Annotated in this window: 21 protein-coding genes and 1 other annotated feature; all 21 genes read right to left on the reverse strand. The window is 41.8% G+C overall.

Annotated features, from left to right (window positions below):
• Positions 1-9 precede the first annotated feature (9 nt).
• Positions 10-318: a 50S ribosomal protein L21 gene (rplU, locus tag LCM09_RS02830; protein WP_224878599.1), complete on the reverse strand. Its 309-nt coding sequence runs from the start codon at positions 316-318 to the stop codon at positions 10-12.
• A 12-nt stretch (positions 319-330) separates the two neighbouring features.
• Positions 331-406, reverse strand: a sequence feature (ribosomal protein L21 leader region).
• A gap of 84 nt (positions 407-490) precedes the next feature.
• Positions 491-1,639, reverse strand: coding sequence for a ribonuclease E/G (locus tag LCM09_RS02835; RefSeq protein WP_224878600.1), 1,149 nt, complete (start codon positions 1,637-1,639; stop codon positions 491-493).
• A gap of 33 nt (positions 1,640-1,672) precedes the next feature.
• Positions 1,673-2,443: a M50 family metallopeptidase gene (locus LCM09_RS02840; RefSeq protein WP_224878601.1), complete on the reverse strand. Its 771-nt coding sequence runs from the start codon at positions 2,441-2,443 to the stop codon at positions 1,673-1,675.
• Positions 2,444-2,499: 56 nt separating this feature from the next.
• A complete protein-coding gene (locus LCM09_RS02845) occupies positions 2,500-3,243 on the reverse strand; it encodes a M23 family metallopeptidase (protein WP_224878602.1) in 744 nt (247 codons plus the stop codon).
• Positions 3,244-3,365: 122 nt separating this feature from the next.
• Positions 3,366-4,166: a septum site-determining protein MinD gene (gene minD, locus LCM09_RS02850; protein WP_224878603.1), complete on the reverse strand. Its 801-nt coding sequence runs from the start codon at positions 4,164-4,166 to the stop codon at positions 3,366-3,368.
• A 19-nt stretch (positions 4,167-4,185) separates the two neighbouring features.
• Positions 4,186-4,860: a septum site-determining protein MinC gene (minC, locus tag LCM09_RS02855; protein ID WP_224878604.1), complete on the reverse strand. Its 675-nt coding sequence runs from the start codon at positions 4,858-4,860 to the stop codon at positions 4,186-4,188.
• A 65-nt stretch (positions 4,861-4,925) separates the two neighbouring features.
• On the reverse strand, positions 4,926-5,447 hold the full coding sequence (gene mreD / locus LCM09_RS02860; protein WP_224878605.1) for a rod shape-determining protein MreD: 522 nt from the start codon (positions 5,445-5,447) through the stop codon (positions 4,926-4,928).
• Complete coding sequence (gene mreC / locus LCM09_RS02865; RefSeq protein ID WP_224878606.1) at positions 5,444-6,322, reverse strand: rod shape-determining protein MreC; 879 nt, start codon at positions 6,320-6,322, stop codon at positions 5,444-5,446. Before mreC ends, mreD begins: the two co-directional genes overlap by 4 nt.
• 19 nt (positions 6,323-6,341) lie before the next feature.
• Positions 6,342-7,382, reverse strand: a complete 1,041-nt coding sequence (locus LCM09_RS02870; protein WP_224878607.1) for a rod shape-determining protein — start codon at positions 7,380-7,382, stop codon at positions 6,342-6,344.
• A gap of 100 nt (positions 7,383-7,482) precedes the next feature.
• The gene (radC, locus tag LCM09_RS02875) at positions 7,483-8,172 is read right to left on the reverse strand and encodes a RadC family protein (protein WP_224878608.1); all 690 of its coding nucleotides are present in this window, start codon (positions 8,170-8,172) and stop codon (positions 7,483-7,485) included.
• 22 nt (positions 8,173-8,194) lie between these two features.
• Positions 8,195-8,785 (reverse strand): Maf family protein, encoded by a 591-nt coding sequence (locus LCM09_RS02880; RefSeq protein WP_224878609.1) that lies wholly within the window; start codon positions 8,783-8,785, stop codon positions 8,195-8,197.
• Between the two features lie 229 nt (positions 8,786-9,014).
• Positions 9,015-10,028 carry a hypothetical protein gene (locus LCM09_RS02885; RefSeq protein ID WP_224878610.1) on the reverse strand — a complete coding sequence of 338 codons (1,014 nt, stop codon included), beginning with the start codon at positions 10,026-10,028 and terminating at the stop codon, positions 9,015-9,017.
• Between the two features lie 123 nt (positions 10,029-10,151).
• Entirely contained in the window at positions 10,152-10,928 is a 777-nt protein-coding gene (locus LCM09_RS02890) for a hypothetical protein (RefSeq protein WP_224878611.1), read from the reverse strand.
• Positions 10,921-11,505 (reverse strand): PilN domain-containing protein, encoded by a 585-nt coding sequence (locus tag LCM09_RS02895; RefSeq protein ID WP_224878612.1) that lies wholly within the window; start codon positions 11,503-11,505, stop codon positions 10,921-10,923. The genes LCM09_RS02890 and LCM09_RS02895 overlap by 8 nt, the downstream gene beginning before the upstream one ends.
• Positions 11,495-12,496 carry a type IV pilus biogenesis protein PilM gene (gene pilM, locus LCM09_RS02900; RefSeq protein WP_224878613.1) on the reverse strand — a complete coding sequence of 334 codons (1,002 nt, stop codon included), beginning with the start codon at positions 12,494-12,496 and terminating at the stop codon, positions 11,495-11,497. The genes LCM09_RS02895 and pilM overlap by 11 nt, the downstream gene beginning before the upstream one ends.
• 19 nt (positions 12,497-12,515) lie before the next feature.
• The gene (locus LCM09_RS02905; protein ID WP_224878614.1) at positions 12,516-13,268 is read right to left on the reverse strand and encodes a prepilin peptidase; all 753 of its coding nucleotides are present in this window, start codon (positions 13,266-13,268) and stop codon (positions 12,516-12,518) included.
• 92 nt (positions 13,269-13,360) lie between these two features.
• Positions 13,361-13,789 (reverse strand): prepilin-type N-terminal cleavage/methylation domain-containing protein, encoded by a 429-nt coding sequence (locus LCM09_RS02910; RefSeq protein ID WP_224878615.1) that lies wholly within the window; start codon positions 13,787-13,789, stop codon positions 13,361-13,363.
• 78 nt (positions 13,790-13,867) lie between these two features.
• Positions 13,868-15,076 carry a type II secretion system F family protein gene (locus LCM09_RS02915; protein WP_224878616.1) on the reverse strand — a complete coding sequence of 403 codons (1,209 nt, stop codon included), beginning with the start codon at positions 15,074-15,076 and terminating at the stop codon, positions 13,868-13,870.
• A gap of 5 nt (positions 15,077-15,081) precedes the next feature.
• Positions 15,082-16,116, reverse strand: coding sequence for a type IV pilus twitching motility protein PilT (locus LCM09_RS02920; protein WP_224878617.1), 1,035 nt, complete (start codon positions 16,114-16,116; stop codon positions 15,082-15,084).
• A gap of 15 nt (positions 16,117-16,131) precedes the next feature.
• The gene (locus LCM09_RS02925; protein WP_224878618.1) at positions 16,132-17,796 is read right to left on the reverse strand and encodes a GspE/PulE family protein; all 1,665 of its coding nucleotides are present in this window, start codon (positions 17,794-17,796) and stop codon (positions 16,132-16,134) included.
• The gene (locus LCM09_RS02930) at positions 17,796-19,175 is read right to left on the reverse strand and encodes a VanW family protein (RefSeq protein ID WP_224878619.1); all 1,380 of its coding nucleotides are present in this window, start codon (positions 19,173-19,175) and stop codon (positions 17,796-17,798) included. The genes LCM09_RS02925 and LCM09_RS02930 overlap by 1 nt, the downstream gene beginning before the upstream one ends.

A 19,175-nucleotide genomic window follows, 5' to 3' on the forward strand; every position in this document is an offset into this window, starting at 1 on the left:
CAGTGACCCTTATGCGTTGATTTTATCAATGACTACTTTTGTGTAAGGTTGACGATGGCCTTGCTTACGACGGTAATTTTTCTTTGGCTTATATTTATAAACCGTGATTTTCTTACCTTTACCATGCTTGTCAACTTTACCAGTTACAGTTGCGCCTTCTACGATAGGAGAACCAACTTTAACGTCATCTCCACCTACCATTAGCACACGGTCAAAAGTAACAGTTTCGCCTGCTTCTGTGTTAAGAAGCTCGATGTATACTTCCTGACCTTCAGTAACTTTGATTTGTTTACCACCAGTTTCAATAATTGCGTACATACGTGCACCTCCTCTAATACTCAGACTCGCCATTACAGGTGCTAGATCACTAGCTTAAAAACCTGATCCTGAGCGGTTGTAGCTCTTTGGGTGCTTCCAAACGAACTAACCACTAAATCATACCATAGCTAAAAATACCGTGTCAATGCGATAATTTTTCTACCTGTTGAACTCAAGTAAGAAGCTTATGCAGTGGCAAACCTTGCTTTTTTCGTCGAAGCTCGACCAAGCCAAAATGTGTATAACCTCCAACAATAATTCTAGGATCTCCTGAAAGAGCTTCATTAATATATTGAAGGAATTTAGACTTTTCACTCTCTGACATAGTGAGGACGTCGATCATAATCGTCCCACCAAGGTTTCTTAAATTCAGCTGTTCAACGATTTTCATGACTGCTGCTTCGTTCACTTTCTTATGCGTCTCTTCGATTGAACCATAGTCTGCACCGCCGCTGTCGATGTCGATTGCGGTTAGAGCACGAGTCGTTTCAATATGTATACTCGCCTTTCCAATCTTTACAGTAGGATTGCTAAGTTCATCTAACTTTTCATCGAGCTGTTGCAAACTTCGATGGTTTGCTTCAACCTGAATAAGTTTTAGGTCGATCCATCGCTGCTCCAATTCTTTTGCAACTCCGGAAGAATTCGTAATCACCTTGTCCATCCGAGCAATTGGAAAATAGTTATCCACTTTGTCATAAGTATCATTCGCCGTAACAACAGTCGCTGGTGGTCGCACATCCTTCACGTTTTCTAGAATGCTTGTCCACACTTTCCTTTGATTCGTTAAATCTTCGACAAGTTGATCCTTGCTGACTTCTCTAGCACTCGATCGAAAGATAATACCTTCATCTCCTATACAATGTTCCTCTGCAATCGTTAAGAATTCCTCTCGTTTCGATATTGCCTTAGCCACTGCTGAATATCCTGCATAAGGCATGTAAACAAGTGTCTCACTAGGGAGTTGAACAAGTTCCGTCACAATTGGACCTTTACGGTCGTAGCCTTCATGCATTACTTGAACTAGAATGGCTTGCCCTTCCTCAATAACATCAGAAACAGCCGGAGGTGTTTCTCCGACTGTTTTTTTCTTTTGTGCCACTATCGTGTCCTCACCGTTCAACAAGCCTGGCTTACCACTACCTAGAGAAATGAATGCTGCGTTCTTTCCATGAACGACTTTATTAACCACACCGAGAATAATATCTCCCTGGAGTGGTTTTTTTCGATGTCGCTCTTCAACCCATAGATTTGTAAACGTTCCTTCCTTTTGTATAGCGAAGACTCGCACGCCCTTTTTCTCTAGAACAATTAACTGCATGTCGTTTTGCACCCTTTGATCGTTTTCTTAAGTTTATCTAAAAAGCGTGCCTACTGCACACCTTATCTGCTTCTTTCTGAAATAAGCTTCTAGTAGCACTTGTTCATCCGCACAAACATCAAGCTCTTTGATGGAAATGCTATAACGCTTCCCTCTGTAAAGTAGAGAGAGCACCTCACTCACCCTCATATGCGGCAAAACAGAAAGTGTTGCTTCTTTCCCATTGTATTCTTTTGTATAGCGATCAAGTAAAAATCGGAAATACACATAAGGATGGTGTTTCCACTCTTTAAAGTGTGCAGCAGCCAGGAAGCTTATTACGAGCCACAAGCTAAGCTGCTCTGGGAACCAAAGTAGCGTAAGTAGGATCAGTATTAATAGAAATACGCCAGAAGAGTAAATCATGTGTCGATGAGCAGCTTTATAAGGAAACATGATAGTATATAGCAAGAATAATAATTTTCCACCGTCTAAAGGCCAGATTGGAAGTAAATTAAATAATAGAACAATCATGTTATGGAAAATGAAAAGGTTAAATAGCGAATCGCTCATCATCCCAGCTTCAAAGAGCACGAATCCGGCGCCAACCATCCAGAGATGCTGCAATGGTCCTGCAAGAATCACCATGAATTCTTCATGTATAGGTCTATTGCCATGCTCATCAACAACCGCTACACCACCGAACGGAAGGAGGACGATCTTACTTATCCGCCAACGATAATAATGTGCAGCAACAGCATGACCCAATTCATGGATAAGGACAATACTAAATAGTAAGATGACCTCTTTGAATCTTCCCGTCATTATAGCTAATCCTATTGTGACCCAAAACAACGGGTGAATAGTCAACTTTGAAAGCATTATTCGATCGGAACAACTTGAAGAGGATCAACAAATCCATCGTTCTTTTTTATCGCAAAGTAGAACGTCCCAGTTTTTCCATCTTCAGAGTTGGTCACACTTCCTAATTTGTCCTTTGTTTTCACAAAGTCATATAACGCTACATCGACCGATTCTAGCATGCCATACCATGATTCACTTCCGTCTGCATGCTGAATGACAACAGTATTTCCTATACCTTCTTTTTCACCAGCGTATGTGATTACGCCAGCATTGATTGCCTCTACTTCAGTACTCAAAACAGTTTCAACCATGATTCCTTTTCCGGTCGACTGAAAATCCTCAAGCACCTTTCCGTTCGCAGGCAATGCGAAAACAGGAGCTTCACCTGCCGTATTCGTATCCGTCCCATCCGGGATTAAGGCAACAGGATTACCAAATTTGCCTTCGTACCATTCCCTAACTGTAGCAAACTGGAAGTCATCCTCCATCACACTCGTTACATATTGCTTCATAGGGACTAGCTTTTCACTATCTGATTTAAATAAAATTCCCGCACCTAAAAACAAACAAGCAGCAATCATCGCCCGTATGAGAAAGGCCTGTTTATTAAATAAAGGATGAAAGGTCACCTCTGTTTGTTTAAATGACCCATGTGAGTGCTGATCTCCTTTTCTTTCAGATTGAACAGTCGACCGCCCCGGATGACGATGCTTTTTTCTAGCATTGAGTCGTTTCCTAACGTCGTTTATATCTCTTCCCATCGCTCACCCCTCCCTCCTAGCCGTAGTACTCAGTCTATGACTTGTCCGGAAGGGATATGTCAGTTGATTTCAGGAGTTGAATTGAACAAATCCAACAAAAAAACCGGCACGAGGGCCGGCTTTTACGAACGCATTCCAAAGAACTTCTTCACTTTTTTAAACATACCCTTTTCTTCCTGTAGAGATAGAAGCGGTACCGATTCACCAAGAATTCTTCGAGCGATATTACGATAAGCGATCGACGCTTTCGAACTTGGGTCAAGCGCAATGGGCTCACCTTTGTTTGAAGCACGAATAACAGTATCATCGTCTCCTACGATCCCAAGCAAATCAATCGCAAGGATCGATACGATCTCATCAACATCGAGCATTTCACCGCTCTGCATCATATGATTTCGAATACGGTTAACGACGAGCTTTGGCGCCTCGATTCCTTCCTCTTTCTCAAGAAGGCCGATAATACGATCAGCATCTCGAACTGCTGACGTTTCAGGAGTTGTAACGACAACTGACTTATCAGCTCCAGCAATGGCATTCTGAAAGCCTTGTTCGATACCTGCAGGACAATCGATTAGGACGTAATCATAGTCCTGTTTCAATTCTTCAATGATTTTCTTCATTTCCTTCGGTTGAACAGCTGACTTATCCTTTGTTTGAGCAGCAGGCAACATATATAGCGCTTCAAAACGCTTGTCTTTAATCAAAGCTTGATGAAGTCGGCATCTACCTTCAGCAACGTCGACGAGATCATAGATAATTCTATTTTCAAGCCCCATTACAACATCTAAATTACGTAGGCCGATATCTGTATCAACAAGACATACCTTTTTGCCCATTAGTGCAAGAGCTGTTCCGATGTTTGCTGTAGTCGTGGTTTTGCCCACGCCGCCTTTTCCGGAAGTAATTACTATAGCGTCTCCCACACAACATTCCCCTTTCTGTCTACAACCTTGTCAAATTCGGTCTAATTTTAGTAAGTATTTGAACGCGATCTACGCTAATTTCAGTTCCCTCTTTGATGTATGCGCATTCTGCTTCTGCATCTGCGATGCCTGTTTGATCAGGTGGTCTGCTAATTAAATCTGCTATTCGTAGTTGGGAAGGTTTTAATAAAGACGCCGTGATAACTGCATCATTATTACCATATGCTCCGGCATGAGCAATTCCTCTAAGCGTTCCCATAACGAAGATATTACCCCCAGCCATCACAGTACCGCCTGGATTAACATCTCCTATTAAGAGCAAATCTCCTTCTACCTCAAGAACCTGACCAGAGCGGACAGTTCTTGCAACGGACTTAACAGTCGTCCGCTTTCTTTCTTCTTCAGCTTCATCACGTGAGATTACATTGGAATCGATCCGGTCAACTTCAAGATTCTGTTTCTCCTGAATAATCTCTCGGAGCGAGTCTTCCTGTTCATCTGTTAAGTACCGATTCCCTACTTTGATTGTAACCGTAACCGTTTGGCCTTCCGTTTGCTGAATATGACGAGCGGAAAGTTTGTCATCAAGATCATTTATGACATCACGAAAGGCGCAGGAATCATCTAAAATCAAATTCAAGCCATCTTTCGTACCTTTTATTGTGACATAATGCTGTGATTGTTTTTGTGCCATAGCCAATTTCATTCACCTCAACATAGAATATTTCAACGTAGCTAAAGGAAAATCCTCTTTTCGGCCTAATTTTCTTGTCTACGGCTCTCCGACAATTCTTCCAGCAAACGCTTCACAGGAAAATAAACAATAAGCATAAAGACGCCATTCAAGATTAGTGAGGGCAAGTACCGATCATAAATGAATGAGTTAAACGAAAGATTCGTAACATTAATTAACGAAAATAGCTCATAAACATAGAATTCTAACATGGAAAAACCAAGTAAAACGAGAACAAGCGAAATAAACAAATTCAGTTGGAAAACCCTTGATAGGTAGCCAATTATGTATGCGGAAACTGCAATCCCAAACATATAAACACCGACTAAATCGGTGTAGATCAAATCATGTAACAATCCGAAGATGACTCCAAAGATCACTCCGAACATAGGACTCAAGTACATACCGACTAGAAGAACAACGACTGTTACGAACCTTGGAATCAGTTGAAATTCAAAACCGTATTGCTCAGGGGCGAATACTTGAAAAACTGTCCCTTCTAAAAGGAAAAGAACGAAGAGCGTTCCTGAGAGAAGAAGCTGCTTCATTCTTCATCACCTTCTTCAGATGAAGGGGTTACCGTTTGAGCTCCCCTGTCGATCACCATCACATTGTTAATATCGTATAAATCTGCTGCAGGCTTAACGTAAGCTGTCTGAGTCGTTCCTACATTGTCTGTCTCGACATCAAGGATTTCTCCAATGACGATCCCTCTTGGAAAAATACCGCCATTACCTGCTGTTATCACTGTTTGGCCTTTTTTGACCTTCGTATCGACTGGTATTTTCGCAAATAGCAACACATCTCTTTCTGTGTCGTATCCCTCGATCGTACCGAAAACATTCTCATCTTCCTGAGTCATCGCAGCAATTCGATTTGTACGATCCACATCACTAACGAGTTGGACAGTAGAAGAAAACGGTTGAACGTTTTTGATCTTACCGATCAATCCTTCAGGCGTAGTAACAGCCATATTCGCTTCTACACCATCTTGCTTACCCTTATCGATCGTCAGTAAATCATTCCAGCGATCAGGAGATCGAGCAATCATATTCGCATGGAAGGTCTGATAGTTTGAGATTCCCGTAGATGGGTCGATATTCAACTCATTTTTTAGTTCCGCGTTTTCCTTCTTTACTTCTTTCAACTCTTCAGATAGCGCAACAAATTCATTTAATCTAGATTTCAAGAGTTTGTTCTCTTCATACATATCCTTCATATCCTCAACACTCTCAAATAAACCCGCTACTGAATTAGCGGGTTTATAGAAGACTGATTGAAGCCAACCAACTGAATCTTTGAAGAATTGTTCTGGTATCGTCAAAGCATCTCTCTCTTTCATTGAGGTACCGATAAGTGCCACAAGAACGATAATACTGACAAGTAGAACAATTAGTCTTTTATTCGAAAAAAATTGCGGCATGCCTTACAACACCTTCTAACTACTTCTGTTTTGATGATCGGGACGTAATCCCTGCTCTTGATTTGAACAAATGAATATTTTCTAGCGCTCGACCAGTTCCGATCGCAACACACTCTAGCGGATTTTCTGCTACGATAACCGGCATCTTCGTTTCATCACTAATTACCTGATCAAGATTTCGAAGCAATGCTCCCCCGCCTGTCAGAACGATTCCGCGATCCATAATATCAGCAGCAAGTTCTGGTGGTGTTTTTTCTAGAGTCACTTTTACAGCTTCGATAATGCTGTTCACCGTATCGTTGAGGGCGCCTGACACTTCTTCCGCTGTTACGCTGATCGTTTTTGGAAGGCCCGTAACGAGGTCACGTCCGCGAATGTCCATTGCTTCGATTCCCTCTGTTGATCCTGCTGAACCAATTTCAAGCTTCAATTGCTCTGCAGTTCTTTCACCAATCATAAGGTTATACGTTTTTTTGATGTATTGAATGATAGACTCGTCCATCTCATCACCAGCAATGCGAATTGACTCGCTCGTTACGATACCACCAAGTGAAATGATTGCAACTTCTGTTGTTCCGCCACCAATATCTACGACCATGCTTCCTGTTGGTTCCCAAACAGGGAGGTCAGCACCGATCGCTGCAGCGAAAGGCTCTTCGATTGTATAAGGCTCACGTGCTCCTGCTTGACGAGTCGCATCTTCTACCGCACGTTTTTCAACTGCAGTAATCCCAGAAGGTACGCACACCATCACGTTCGGTTTACGTGCGAATACTGAGCGATTTTTCTGCGCTTGCTTTATGAAATACTTCAGCATTGTGGCTGTTGTTTCGAAATCTGCAATTACTCCGTCTTTCATCGGTCTTAGAGCTACAATGTTTCCTGGCGTACGTCCAATCATATTCTTCGCATCGTTACCGACCGCTTCTATTGAACCTGTATCTGTACGGAGTGCTACCACAGACGGCTCTCGTACAACTACTCCTTTACCTTTCACATAAGCCAGCGTATTCGCTGTACCTAAATCTATACCCATATCTCTTGAAAATCCACCAAACATTTATGTTAAATCTCCCTTCAGTTCAAGCAAAACTCATAAATATGATTATACTGCATCAGTATTGAAAACGGTAGTGGGAAAACGTGTCATGGACAATGTTTTACACATACCCTTTTTCTTTTAAACTAATAAACTTTTGATCTCCGATAATAATATGATCGAGCACATCGATTCCAATCATTTTTCCGCATTCAGCTAGCCTTTTCGTAACTTCAATATCTTCACGGCTAGGAGTCGGATCACCGCTCGGGTGATTATGAAAACAAATAAGCGATGCAGCTGATCGTCGAAACGCTTCTCTGAACACTTCTCTCGGATGAACGATAGAAGCATTTAAGCTGCCAACGAAGACTGTTTGTCTATGTAAAACCTGGTTCTTCGTATTCAAATATAGGCAAACAAAATGCTCCTGTGACAAGAAGCGCATGTCCTCCATCACATAATTCGCTCCATCTTCTGGAGAGCGTACCGTATAGCGTTCTTCCTGCTGCAGACGGCTCACCCGTCTACCAAGTTCGATCGCAGCTATGAGCTGAACCGCTTTTGCAGGGCCAACACCGCTTAGAGAAGTTAATTCTTCAACACTCGCGTCCTTCAAAAGACGCAAACCTTCGAAATGTTGTATGATCCGATGAGATAATTCAAGCACAGACTCCTGCTTCGTTCCTGTTCTAAGAATAATAGCGAGAAGCTCCTGATTTGATAGTATCTCAGGACCACCCTTGATCAGACGTTCCCTTGGGCGTTCGTCTTCTGGGTAATCTCGAATTAATAGTGGTGTTTTTAACAACACGCTTCCTCCCTGGATTCATCTATCTGTCTGACTTATGCTGAATCTCTGGAACAATTCCAAAAGCCGCAAGTTCACGCAGCGTTTTAGAAATCGGAAGCCCAACCACACTATAATAATCTCCTTGAATACATTTCACAAAGGCGGCACCAAAGCCCTGAATCCCATAGCCTCCCGCTTTATCATACGGCTCGTCCGTATCAAGATACTGAGCAATCTCACGGTCTGTTAAGTCCCAAAACGTTACGTCAGTCGCCTCAAAGAAACTCGCCTGCTGACCATCTGATAAAATTGACACACCTGAATAAACAGTGTGTGTACGACCTGAAAGAGCCGTAAGCATCTGCCTCGCATGCTCGCGGTTATCTGGCTTCACCAACACATCACCATCTAATGTAACAACTGTATCAGACCCTAACACAACTGCATCTTGTGTTCTATTAAACACGTCACTCGCTTTACCATAAGCAAGCTGTTGCACAAGTTCAGAAGGGGGGACAGATAGAGAGATATGTTCTTCAAAGCGGCTTACAATGATATCAAAAGTGAGGTTCATTTGCTCAAGAAGTTCTTTCCTTCGTGGAGAGCCTGAGGCTAATACGAGGTGCTTCATGTATACCACCCTTTTTGTAAATGATTCAAAAGTGGGAAAAGGGCTTGATAACAGCTTATCAAATCCCTTTTCTTTCCACAATTTAAAATTTTGATGTTCCTTTACATTTTTCGTGTCTTCTTATCATTGTATGTGCATAAGAAAGTAATTTATTTCCGTTGTTTCTTACTTTATATAATAAGCTACCCCTTTATCCTACATTTAAATCGCCGTCTCCGCAAACCCGTGACTATTTCAAACTTTCAACCAATTCCTGGTATGATACGAGTGCATCGAGTAAATGCTGTTGAGCAACCCAAAGGGATGATATTGTTTCATTAGATGTATACTCTTTCATTTCAGCTACTGCTCCGGTCAAAGAGGTTACAAGTTCCTCTCCATCCCCTTTACTTAAAGCTTCTATGTCAGGAGTTGCTTGACTCCACTCACTTAACCTACCTTCAACATCCCCAAGCATGTCAGCTGTCAATTCTTTATCAGTCAGGCCGTTAAGATCCATCGAAACGAGTTCTTCAATAAACGCTTTTCCTTCTGTTAAATGAGCGACTCCTTCTTTGGATAATACAGCACCTTCAGCACTGACATTCCATTGTTTCGCATAGACATCTTCACCTTTACTCTTAAAATATCCAGCCAGTGCTTCCTGCCCCTCTACTGTTGAAGACACACCAATCATCAAGTAATAGTTATCACTATTAATAATTGCAGCAGGAAAGCCGTTATCCTTCAGTCTTTGTTGAAATTCGAGCGCAGACTCTTCTGTACTATAAACACCCGATTGAACGACTTGAAGACTTAGTGACAATTCAGCTGTATCGGTACTGACAGCTGTTACTTCCGTAGACTCTTTTGCATCACTGCTTACAGGGGGAGCTAAATCGTCTCCTGAAAATACCATAAGTAGAATAAATCCAAAAAGAACGCCAATAAATACCGCAGATGCTACTGAAACAACGACACTCTTATGCAACGTGAGCGATCGATTTTGAGAAACGAGATGCTTCTTCTTTTTCCTCCGAAGTGGCAGCATATGTTTCTTTTTAGATTTCTCGACTTGAGGATACTTCTTTTTTGGCAGCTGTAGTTTTTTAAATTCGACGACTTTCTTCTCATCTCTTCGTTCAGGAAGAATCCACTCAAATTCCTTCTCCTCCGCAGCTGCGCTTTCCTCTTTATGCACTTCAGGATCACGGTCCTTGTTCTCTCCATTGAAACGAATTGAAATCGTTCTACCGTCTTTCATTGCGTTACCCCCCTCATTAGCGGCTTGTACTACAGTCTATGAAATAGAGAGAATTACTAGAACAGGAGTTACTAGATTTGTTTTTGGTATAAAAAAAGAGCTGCCACGTTGGCAGCTCACACATTATTCAGATGCAGCTTCTTCTGAAAAATCTTCTTCCTCATCATCAACCGTCTCATATAACGGATTGTCCTTATCGGATGGTTCTGGATAATCGATCGATGGTGTCTGTTCAGCAAGGTCTGTTAAGGTCGGGATATAGAAGGTCGCAACATTCGCAACATAGGCAACTTCTGGGTCTCCTTCTTCTGTATCGAGCGACTCAGATTTACCTGAGAACGTTAACCCACTGATGAGAGCCATTCTTGGCAAATCTTCAATAGACAGTAGAAACTTTCGTAAGGAAGGGTAATTATCAGAAGACATCTCCATACTAACATCTACAGTTTGAATACCTTCAGGAAGAGCTACGACTGGCTCCGATGGAAGGTTTGCATCCTTAGTGCTTGTCTCTTCAGTGGTTTCACCTTCTGAACTTTCGTTTTCATCTTCATTCTCATTTGAGAATTGATCGGTGTTCAAAGCATCATCAGAAAAGTCCAATTTATGAATATTACTTTTTGATACGAGTTCAGCGCGATTTAAATCGAGAATGAATTGATCGACCAATGGTTTAACAGGTACTTTTCTTTGGAGAACCGTCGTATCGAACGCATCTACCTTTTCATCCTCTTTCGCTTGAAGGAGAGCGATGAGTTTCTCATTTTGCTCAACCTGCTTTTCCAATCGAAGTACTTCTTGCTTTTTAGGAGCAACGCCATAAAAGTAGTACATCGTTACGCCAAATACAAGAAGCAGTAGACCGACTACCGTCAATAGATTTCTCGTACGATTATCCATCGGTCTCCTCCTCTTCCGCTCTAAGGTTTTCTTTATTTATCACGATCTGATAATCCGTTACATACCGCGGTAAAATCCTCGCGTCCTCTTCCGCTTCTTCCGCTAACTGTGCCGTTTGAACTGTAAGGACACTAGCTGACGTCACGTTATCAGACTGATTTAATTCATTAAGATATTGAGAAACTTCTTTCATCTGATCAAATTGCACAGTGACCGTTACAGTTTCATCGCCATCGAAAGCATATTCCATGAAAAAGCCCCGTTCAGGAAGACGTGTAACTAAATCGTCTAGTAGTTTCACCGTTGAAAATTCAACAGAATCTAACCAACTTACATACTGTTGCAGCGTGTCAGCAGAATTCACAAATTCAGAATCATTTCCTTCCATGACAGATAATAGTTCAGTCGTACGCTCGACTTTTTGTTCAAGTTCAGCTTGCTCACTCTTCAACTGACTAGCATTTACTACCATGATGATAAAAGCAATTAGTAAAACCGCTACGACTGATATTGGAACATATATAAATGAAATGGTACGTCTTGTTTTCTTAGGGAGTAAATTAATCTCAATCAGCATCACTGCACCCCTTTAAAGCAAGCCCCATCGCCGTATAATATTTCATCGGCAACGCTAGTCCATCTTCATCTTTGATTTCACTCTTCGTTTCACCCTTAACAGGTATCGCTAACGTTTCTTCTAACCGTAAGTTTAGTAGATCGATTTCCGGAAAGTCTCCTGATAGAAAAGCCGTTTGTATCGTTTTTCCACTCCTATTCATCGAATAGTAATAAAAATTGATAACACGCTCGATTTCTGTGATGCTCTCTTCAATTTTATCGTGTAAATCATTTTGATCTCCTGACCACTTCAAACTTTCAGATACTCTTGAAGTAGAATGAACTTCCCACTTGGAGTATGGTGTATCCATTAGAATCTGACGAATAAAGGCAGGCTGATGATTATAAAAAACACTAACGTTCATCGTTTGAATTCCAGCATGGATAATGAGAGTAGGTTCATATTGATCGATGAGACCATGATGATAATAAAGTCGATAGAGCGAAAGGGCAGTAACATCTGCAGCTTCCGGACGTAACGAAACGGATTCTAGTAAAGTAGATAGATCTGTAACGATGTGTTCTGGAGCAGCAAACAATAAAATCTCTTTATGCTCCTCGGTTGTTCGTACTAACTCATAATCAAATACCGCTTCATTAAAAGGAAGTTTAATGCTCGAACCGATTTCTAAATAGAGATGTCCCTTTATCTCGTCATCTGAAACAGTAAGTGGAAGCTTTTCATTTCGAAGAACCAAATAGGTATCAGGAACAAGAAATTGCACCTTCTTTTTTTTGATCCCCCACTCTTCTACACACTCTACAAGAATGTCTTTCAGCGTTTCACGTTCAATGATCTTCCCATTCTTAATGATATCGTTAGGCAAGAACCGTTCGTGATACACGCGAAGAGACCTGTCCCCTTTATTTATCTCAACCATACGGATCACGTGGTCATACAGTGCAAGGCTAATTTGTTTTGTCTGAGGCTTTAATCCCAAAAAGCGCATTCATTATATCCCCCTGTCACTACAAGAAACTAATATACCAATCTATGATGTTGTCTGAATAAAAGTAAGTGAGTAAAGCACCGAGTGCAATCGAAGGACCAAAAGGAATAGGCTGCTTTCGCTTTACTTTTCCACTTACCATCGCTCCAATTCCAATGATCGTTCCAAATAATGTTGAGAAAAAGAAAACGATCAAAAGATCTTGATATCCAAATACTAGCCCGAGGACAGCAAACAGCTTAATGTCGCCGCCTCCCATTCCACCTTTACTAACGACAGCGATGAGAAGCAATAGACAAAAACCGAGAGCAGCGCCCACCAAAGGACTAAACCATGGGTTCATCGGGACGATCACTCTCGAAATGAGAAAGTATGCTCCAAAAAACAACAGCACTTTGTCAGGTATAAGCATGTACGTAAAGTCTGACACAAACACAATGATTAAAAGTGATATCAGTCCATACGAGATAAGCAATTCTTTTGACCATCCCACCAGGAGCGGTGCGATCGTAAAAAGACATGCCGTTGTGAGTTCGACACCGGCATAGAGTGGAGAAAACTTTGTAGAACAGCCTTTGCACCTTCCTTTTTGTAGAACATAAGAAAACACTGGAATTAACTCGATCGGTGTTAGCACTCGCTCGCACGAAGGACAAGACGAACGAGGAGTTATGATCGAACGCTTCACAGGTATCCTTAGTCCCACCACATTAAAAAATGACCCTAAAACAAGGCCAACTATGAATAAATAACTATGTATTACGACCCCCATAGGTTTCATCCTTAATCGAAATAGTTTAGTAATTCGTTATGTATCGGTTGTTTATAAGGAGATAACCCTCCAGAGGAGGGTTATTGAAAAAATTATGGTGTAGCCTCTAGCTCAACTGAAGCTCTAGTTAATTCTGTAACCGCCACTGAGCCATCAATATATGCGTGCGTGCCATCTGAAAGAGTTACAGTATATGATGTTCCATCGTATTCGACTTTAGAAGCGGTTGAATCGTAATCACCTTCATTTCCTGGGGATTCAGGAATCGCTTCAAGGTAACCTGCAGTTATCAAATCCTGCATTGAGAATTCTTTTGTTCCATCTCCATCCTGAGCAATTGCCATTCTAGCTGCACTCGCCATCTGCTCAGCATTCGCAATATGAGCATCTGTCTTAGAATTATCAATCAGAGAACCAACCGCCGGTATTGCAATTGCAGCAATAATACCAAGGATAACAATAACAACTAAAAGTTCGATCAACGTTAAACCTTTTTCATTCTTCAAAAAGCGTTTAAACATTCCTTTTCCCCCTAATATAATAGTTAAGTATAAGATCTATGATGTCTATGTTTATCTAAAACTAGTAACCTACTTCTACTACCCCACATTATTGTAGATTTCAAACATCGGAACGATGATGGACAGTACGATTACCCCTACGATTGCCGCTAGAAAAACAATCATCAGCGGTTCGATCAAGGCCTTCAAACGATCAGTTGCGTTTTCTACTTCATCTTCATAAAAATCTGCTACTTTGGCTAGCATTGCGTCTAGCGAACCTGATTCTTCTCCAATCGCAATCATTTGCGTTACGAGAGGCGGAAAGATCCAGTGCTGCTTAAACGGCTCTGTTAATCGTTTCCCTTGTTCAAGCGAGGTTCTTGATTCACGCAATACTTTGACCACCACCTCATTCCCTACAACTTTTTCTACAATCGAGATCGACTGCAGGATGGGGACCGAGCTCGAGAACAGTGAACTCAACGTTCGCGTCATCTGTGCCATCGTCGCTTTCTGTAAAATCTTCCCGAATATCGGTGTTTTAAGTATAGCATAATCAAAATAATACTTACTAGATGGTTTATTACGAATTATAGAAATAAATCCAACAATTAACAAAAAAACCATAATTATCAGCCACCAAAATAACTGAACAAATTCACTTGCACCTAGTACGACTTTGGTAATGACCGGAAGTTCTCCTCCTAGATCGTTTAGCATTGAAGCAAACGAAGGGACTACAGAAGCTAACAAGAATATTACTACCCCGATCGCAATCAATCCAACAATGACCGGATATGTCATCGCAGAAATAACTTTTTGCCTAGTTTTATGCTGTTTCTCATAATACAAAGCAAGGCGGTCAAGTACGTTATCAAGGCTACCACTTACTTCCCCAGCGTAAATCATGTTGATAAACATCGCCGGAAAAACCTTCTTATGTTTCGCAGCAGATTGAGAAAAAGGATTCCCTGCTCTGAGTTCGATTTCTACATCTTGTAAGGCATGCTTTAACGCCTTACTTTCCGTTTGCTGTGCGAGGATTGCTGTTGAGTCAACAATCGACACCCCTGCTCGAAGCAGCGTTGCAAACTGACGCAAGTAAACGACAAAATCTCGAAGCTTTACAGGGTTACCTATCGTAATGTCTTTTGCTAAAAGGGAAGGTTCGACTTCCTGAATCTCCATTACAGCTATTCCTTTATCTTTCAGCTGCAGGATGACGTCACGTTTTGTTGCTCCTGTTAAATTTCCTTTTTTCACTCTGCCGTTCATTGTTTTACCAACGTATTGAAATTGGCTCATTGCCATTATTCCCCCTGTAAATATGGATCAGCAGCTTCTTTTGAAATCACACCATTCTTGATCAAATTCCGTATCGAACTTGATAGCTCTACCATTCCTGTCGATTTACTAGTTTGTAGAACGTTCGGGATTTGATAGACTTTGCTATCACGAATCAAATTCGCGATCGCCGGATTGTTTACTAGCACTTCAAACGCAGGTCTCCTCGATTTTTTATCAACCGTTGGAAACAGTCGCTGAGAGATAATCCCTACCAACACAGATGCGAGCTGAATTCGAATCTGTGGTTGTTGGCTCGGCGGAAACACGTCGATGATCCGATCCACCGTCGCTCCAGCGTTACTCGTGTGCAACGTCCCGAATACGAGGTGCCCCGTTTCCGCTGCGGTCACAGCTGTTTGGATGGTCTCTAGATCACGAAGCTCCCCTACTAGAACAACATCAGGGTCTTGACGTAGAGCAGCTCTTAAGCCACTTGCAAAACTCTTCACATCTGCGCCAATTTCTCGTTGATCGATCACGCAGTTTCGGTGACTATGTAGATATTCGATCGGGTCTTCGAGCGTAATGATATGCTTTTGGACGGTATGATTTAGAAAGTTAATCGCTGAAGCAAGCGTCGTCGACTTCCCTGACCCTGTAGGTCCAGTTACTAAGATTAACCCTTGAGGCTTCAAAGCGAGCTTCTTAATAATTTCAGGAGCATGAATGCTCTCAAGAGAAGGAATGGAAGACGGAACAACACGTATTGCTAGACTAATGCTTGTCCTTTGATGAAAAGCATTGATTCTAAATCTCGAAACACCTTTTAAACTATAGGAAAAATCTAAATCACCATGCTCTTTAAACGTTGTCCACTGTTCTTTTGGAATCAACAGCCTTGCCATCTGTTCAGTTGTGGCAGGCTCCAATGGTTCATTTCCATACCGTTTCAAGTCACCATGTATTCGTAAGATTGGAGGAACACCGATGGTTAAATGGACATCGGAGGCCCCTAACTTACATGCTGCTCGTAATAGCTTGTCCATTTGCTCTCTCATACCTTCACCTACTCATTACTCATTAAAAGCGACTCGTAGTACTTCTTCTGTTGTCGTTAACCCTTGCTTAACTTTTAGTAAACCATCGTCGATTAAGAAGATCGTCCCTTTTTTGATTGCATACTGGCGGATACTGCTCATATCTTCGTTGTTCATGATCTTCTTTCGTATCGCATCATCCATCACAAGGACTTCCTGAAGAGCAATTCTCCCTTTGTAACCTGTCATATTGCAATTTCCACATCCGGCACCACGTGAAATATCAGAGATGGTAATTCCTCTTTTTCTAAAAATCTCTTTCTCGCGTTCTGTTGCGGCCTCACGATGAAGACAGTCTTTACACACTCGTCTAACAAGACGCTGTGAGACGATACCGGAAAGCGAAGCAGCTACAAGGAAAGGTTCCACCCCCATATCGATTAATCGTGCTATCGTTGCAATCGAATCATTCGTATGCAGTGTACTCAAGACAAGGTGACCGGTTAGTGATGCTCTAACGGAGATTTCAGCCGTTTCAGTATCCCTGATTTCTCCAACCATGACGATATCAGGATCCTGGCGTAAAATGGACCTAAGTCCTTTAGAGAACGTGAGACCAACACCACTATTCACTTGAACCTGGTTGATGCCCTCCAACCGATATTCAACTGGATCTTCCACCGTAATGATGTTTGTTTCTTCCTGGTTCAAATGATTCAACGTTGCATAAAGGGTAGAAGATTTTCCTGACCCTGTTGGTCCAGTGATCAAGATGATGCCGTTCGGCTGCTCGATCATTTTACGGAACCGCTTATCGTTGATCGGATGAAAATCTAACTTTTCTAATCGATTCAATGTACTACTCATATCGAGTACACGCAAAACGATTTTTTCCCCGTAAACCGTAGGCAGCGTTGAAACACGAAGGTCAATTGGCTTGTGGTTGATACTAATCTTGATACGCCCGTCTTGCGGTACCCTTGATTCCGTAATGTTCAGGTTCGCAATGATTTTGACACGAGCAGTTAGCACATTCTGCATATGCTTCGGGAGGCTTCGCTCCGTTCGAAGATGACCATCTACTCGGTAACGAATAAGTAATTTTGTTTCTTGAGGATCAAAGTGAATATCGCTTGCTCTGTTTTGGACAGCGAACTGAATGACCTGATTGACTAGTCGCACGACCGGAGAATCTTCGTCAGTCACTTGATCTTCTTCTCTTTCATCTCGCTCTCCTGGTAGATCACTAAGCAACTCATCCATCGAATCATCGATTTCATAGTATTTGCTGATCGCTCGGTTGACATCATCTTTCGTCGCGATCGTTCGCTCGATCATAAACCCGGTTGATAATCGAAGGTCGTCCACTGCGAAGAAGTCCATCGGATCAGTCATCGCAACATACAGCTTATTGTTCTCTATTTTCAAAGGAACGAGATGATATTTCTTTACGATGTCTTTTGGAACGATATCGATCACATTTGTTTCGATAGGATAATTGTACAAACTCACATGTGGTACGCCTAACTGTAATTCGAGCACCTCGATAAGTTGCTGCTCTGTTAGAATGCCTTGTTCAATGAGAGCGTCGCCTAATTTCAAACCTTTAGGCTTTTGAGAGAGCACTTCATCGATTTTTTCTCGTGTGATGAAGCTGGACTCGACAAGGAGATCACCTAGTCGTTTCTTTGTTTGTCTCATCAATCTCCCTCCCTCTTGTATTCTAATCCCTTGATGATTTCACCGTCCTCCTCTCCATCTTTTTCTTCCTTACCTTCTGAGTCATTTGATGACCCTGAATTAGAGTTACCTTCAGAGTCTGAATTACTGCCGCCATTTTCATCATCGGTGGTAGATTCTCCGTTCTCTGAACCTTCTCCATTTTCTCCGCTACCACTATTGGAAGAGTCACCACCATCACTCGCCGTAGGCTCAGGATATGCTCTGTTCTCAACTCGGTGAACCGGAGGATAAAAATCCTCTAATAACTTTTCTGTTTTTATCACGCGATCATCTTGGTCAAGCGTCTCTCTATAGGTTTTAATCAATAGACCATCTTCGCCTTCTTCAACAATCGTCTTATTATTTCCACTCAAAGAAGCAGAATATTGAACGATCGTATCAGGAGAGAGAACTTCTTCTTCGACCTTTGGTCTGAATTGCAGAGGAAAAGCTGGACCGTTCAGGGTCGCGACCAGGGTATCTGTTTGCCACTCAAACATTAGTTTATAGGTCGTTGGGTTCGGGTTATAAAAAACGAGATCACGATTCGAAACATTCACCGCCGCATTTAAACCTGGTTCGCCATAGGACGGTGTATTTAGGGTGGTATGTCTTTCTAATACCTCAAAATTCGTATGAAGGATAATTTCATAAATCGCTGAAGCGAACATATTCAAGCTATCCGTTGCTTTATCTGTAACACCAGCAGCTGCTAACACCTGTTGTAAAGAAAAGTTCTCTTCAGGTTTTATCGTCACAGCCCCTATCTCATCAACAAGACTAGGAACAAGAATCAATTCAGATGTGCCTTTCACTTCACTTTGAAAGATCTCTTCTACATCACTATTTATCGAGTAATAGTTTGATAGATCGATGGCAATGGTATCTTTTTCAAGTGTAGAAGCATAGCCAATCAATACCTCCGACAACAATTCCAAACTGAAATTTGACGGGTTCACATCGAGCTCACCCATTTTCTCTTTCAGCAGCTCCTGGTTGACAGAGACATACAGAGGAACTTCACTCGATTTTGTCTCAGCAACTTCTTTTACAGTTTGTTCGATTTGAAACTCCCAGAGCTCTCCTGATAGAGGTACAGTTTGTTCATTGTATGAGAATGAAAGAGACTGAGACGCTTTCCATTCATCAGTCAATTGGGTTAGTTTTGCGTTCGCTTCTTGGGGTTCTAATCCGGACACTGAAACACTACCGATTAATGCATTAGGTGGTAACGTTTCTTCCCCAAATGCAGCGTCATAGGTATAAGAACCTATTAATGAAAAAGAACTAATAAAAAGAGTTGAAAAGACGATAAGACCCGCAGTTTTCAATAAACCCTTCTTCGTTTCAGAACTCAT

The sequence above is a fragment of the Guptibacillus algicola genome, from assembly GCF_020171805.1.
GTDB lineage: Bacteria > Bacillota > Bacilli > Bacillales > Guptibacillaceae > Guptibacillus > Guptibacillus algicola.

Bases quoted from the DNA above. Each gene is read 5' to 3' on its own strand.
- rplU (WP_224878599.1), bottom strand. From the start codon at position 318: ATGTACGCAATTATTGAAACTGGTGGTAAACAAATCAAAGTTACTGAA.
- LCM09_RS02835 (WP_224878600.1), bottom strand. From the start codon at position 1,639: ATGCAGTTAATTGTTCTAGAGAAAAAGGGCGTGCGAGTCTTCGCTATA.
- LCM09_RS02840 (WP_224878601.1), bottom strand. From the start codon at position 2,443: ATGACGGGAAGATTCAAAGAGGTCATCTTACTATTTAGTATTGTCCTT.
- LCM09_RS02845 (WP_224878602.1), bottom strand. From the start codon at position 3,243: ATGGGAAGAGATATAAACGACGTTAGGAAACGACTCAATGCTAGAAAA.
- minC (WP_224878604.1), bottom strand. From the start codon at position 4,860: ATGGCACAAAAACAATCACAGCATTATGTCACAATAAAAGGTACGAAA.
- mreD (WP_224878605.1), bottom strand. From the start codon at position 5,447: ATGAAGCAGCTTCTTCTCTCAGGAACGCTCTTCGTTCTTTTCCTTTTA.
- mreC (WP_224878606.1), bottom strand. From the start codon at position 6,322: ATGCCGCAATTTTTTTCGAATAAAAGACTAATTGTTCTACTTGTCAGT.
- LCM09_RS02870 (WP_224878607.1), bottom strand. From the start codon at position 7,382: ATGTTTGGTGGATTTTCAAGAGATATGGGTATAGATTTAGGTACAGCG.
- LCM09_RS02880 (WP_224878609.1), bottom strand. From the start codon at position 8,785: ATGAAGCACCTCGTATTAGCCTCAGGCTCTCCACGAAGGAAAGAACTT.
- LCM09_RS02885 (WP_224878610.1), bottom strand. From the start codon at position 10,028: ATGAAAGACGGTAGAACGATTTCAATTCGTTTCAATGGAGAGAACAAG.
- LCM09_RS02890 (WP_224878611.1), bottom strand. From the start codon at position 10,928: ATGGATAATCGTACGAGAAATCTATTGACGGTAGTCGGTCTACTGCTT.
- LCM09_RS02895 (WP_224878612.1), bottom strand. From the start codon at position 11,505: ATGCTGATTGAGATTAATTTACTCCCTAAGAAAACAAGACGTACCATT.
- pilM (WP_224878613.1), bottom strand. From the start codon at position 12,496: ATGCGCTTTTTGGGATTAAAGCCTCAGACAAAACAAATTAGCCTTGCA.
- LCM09_RS02905 (WP_224878614.1), bottom strand. From the start codon at position 13,268: ATGGGGGTCGTAATACATAGTTATTTATTCATAGTTGGCCTTGTTTTA.
- LCM09_RS02910 (WP_224878615.1), bottom strand. From the start codon at position 13,789: ATGTTTAAACGCTTTTTGAAGAATGAAAAAGGTTTAACGTTGATCGAA.
- LCM09_RS02915 (WP_224878616.1), bottom strand. From the start codon at position 15,076: ATGAGCCAATTTCAATACGTTGGTAAAACAATGAACGGCAGAGTGAAA.
- LCM09_RS02920 (WP_224878617.1), bottom strand. From the start codon at position 16,116: ATGAGAGAGCAAATGGACAAGCTATTACGAGCAGCATGTAAGTTAGGG.
- LCM09_RS02925 (WP_224878618.1), bottom strand. From the start codon at position 17,796: ATGAGACAAACAAAGAAACGACTAGGTGATCTCCTTGTCGAGTCCAGC.
- LCM09_RS02930 (WP_224878619.1), bottom strand. From the start codon at position 19,175: ATGAGTTCTGAAACGAAGAAGGGTTTATTGAAAACTGCGGGTCTTATC.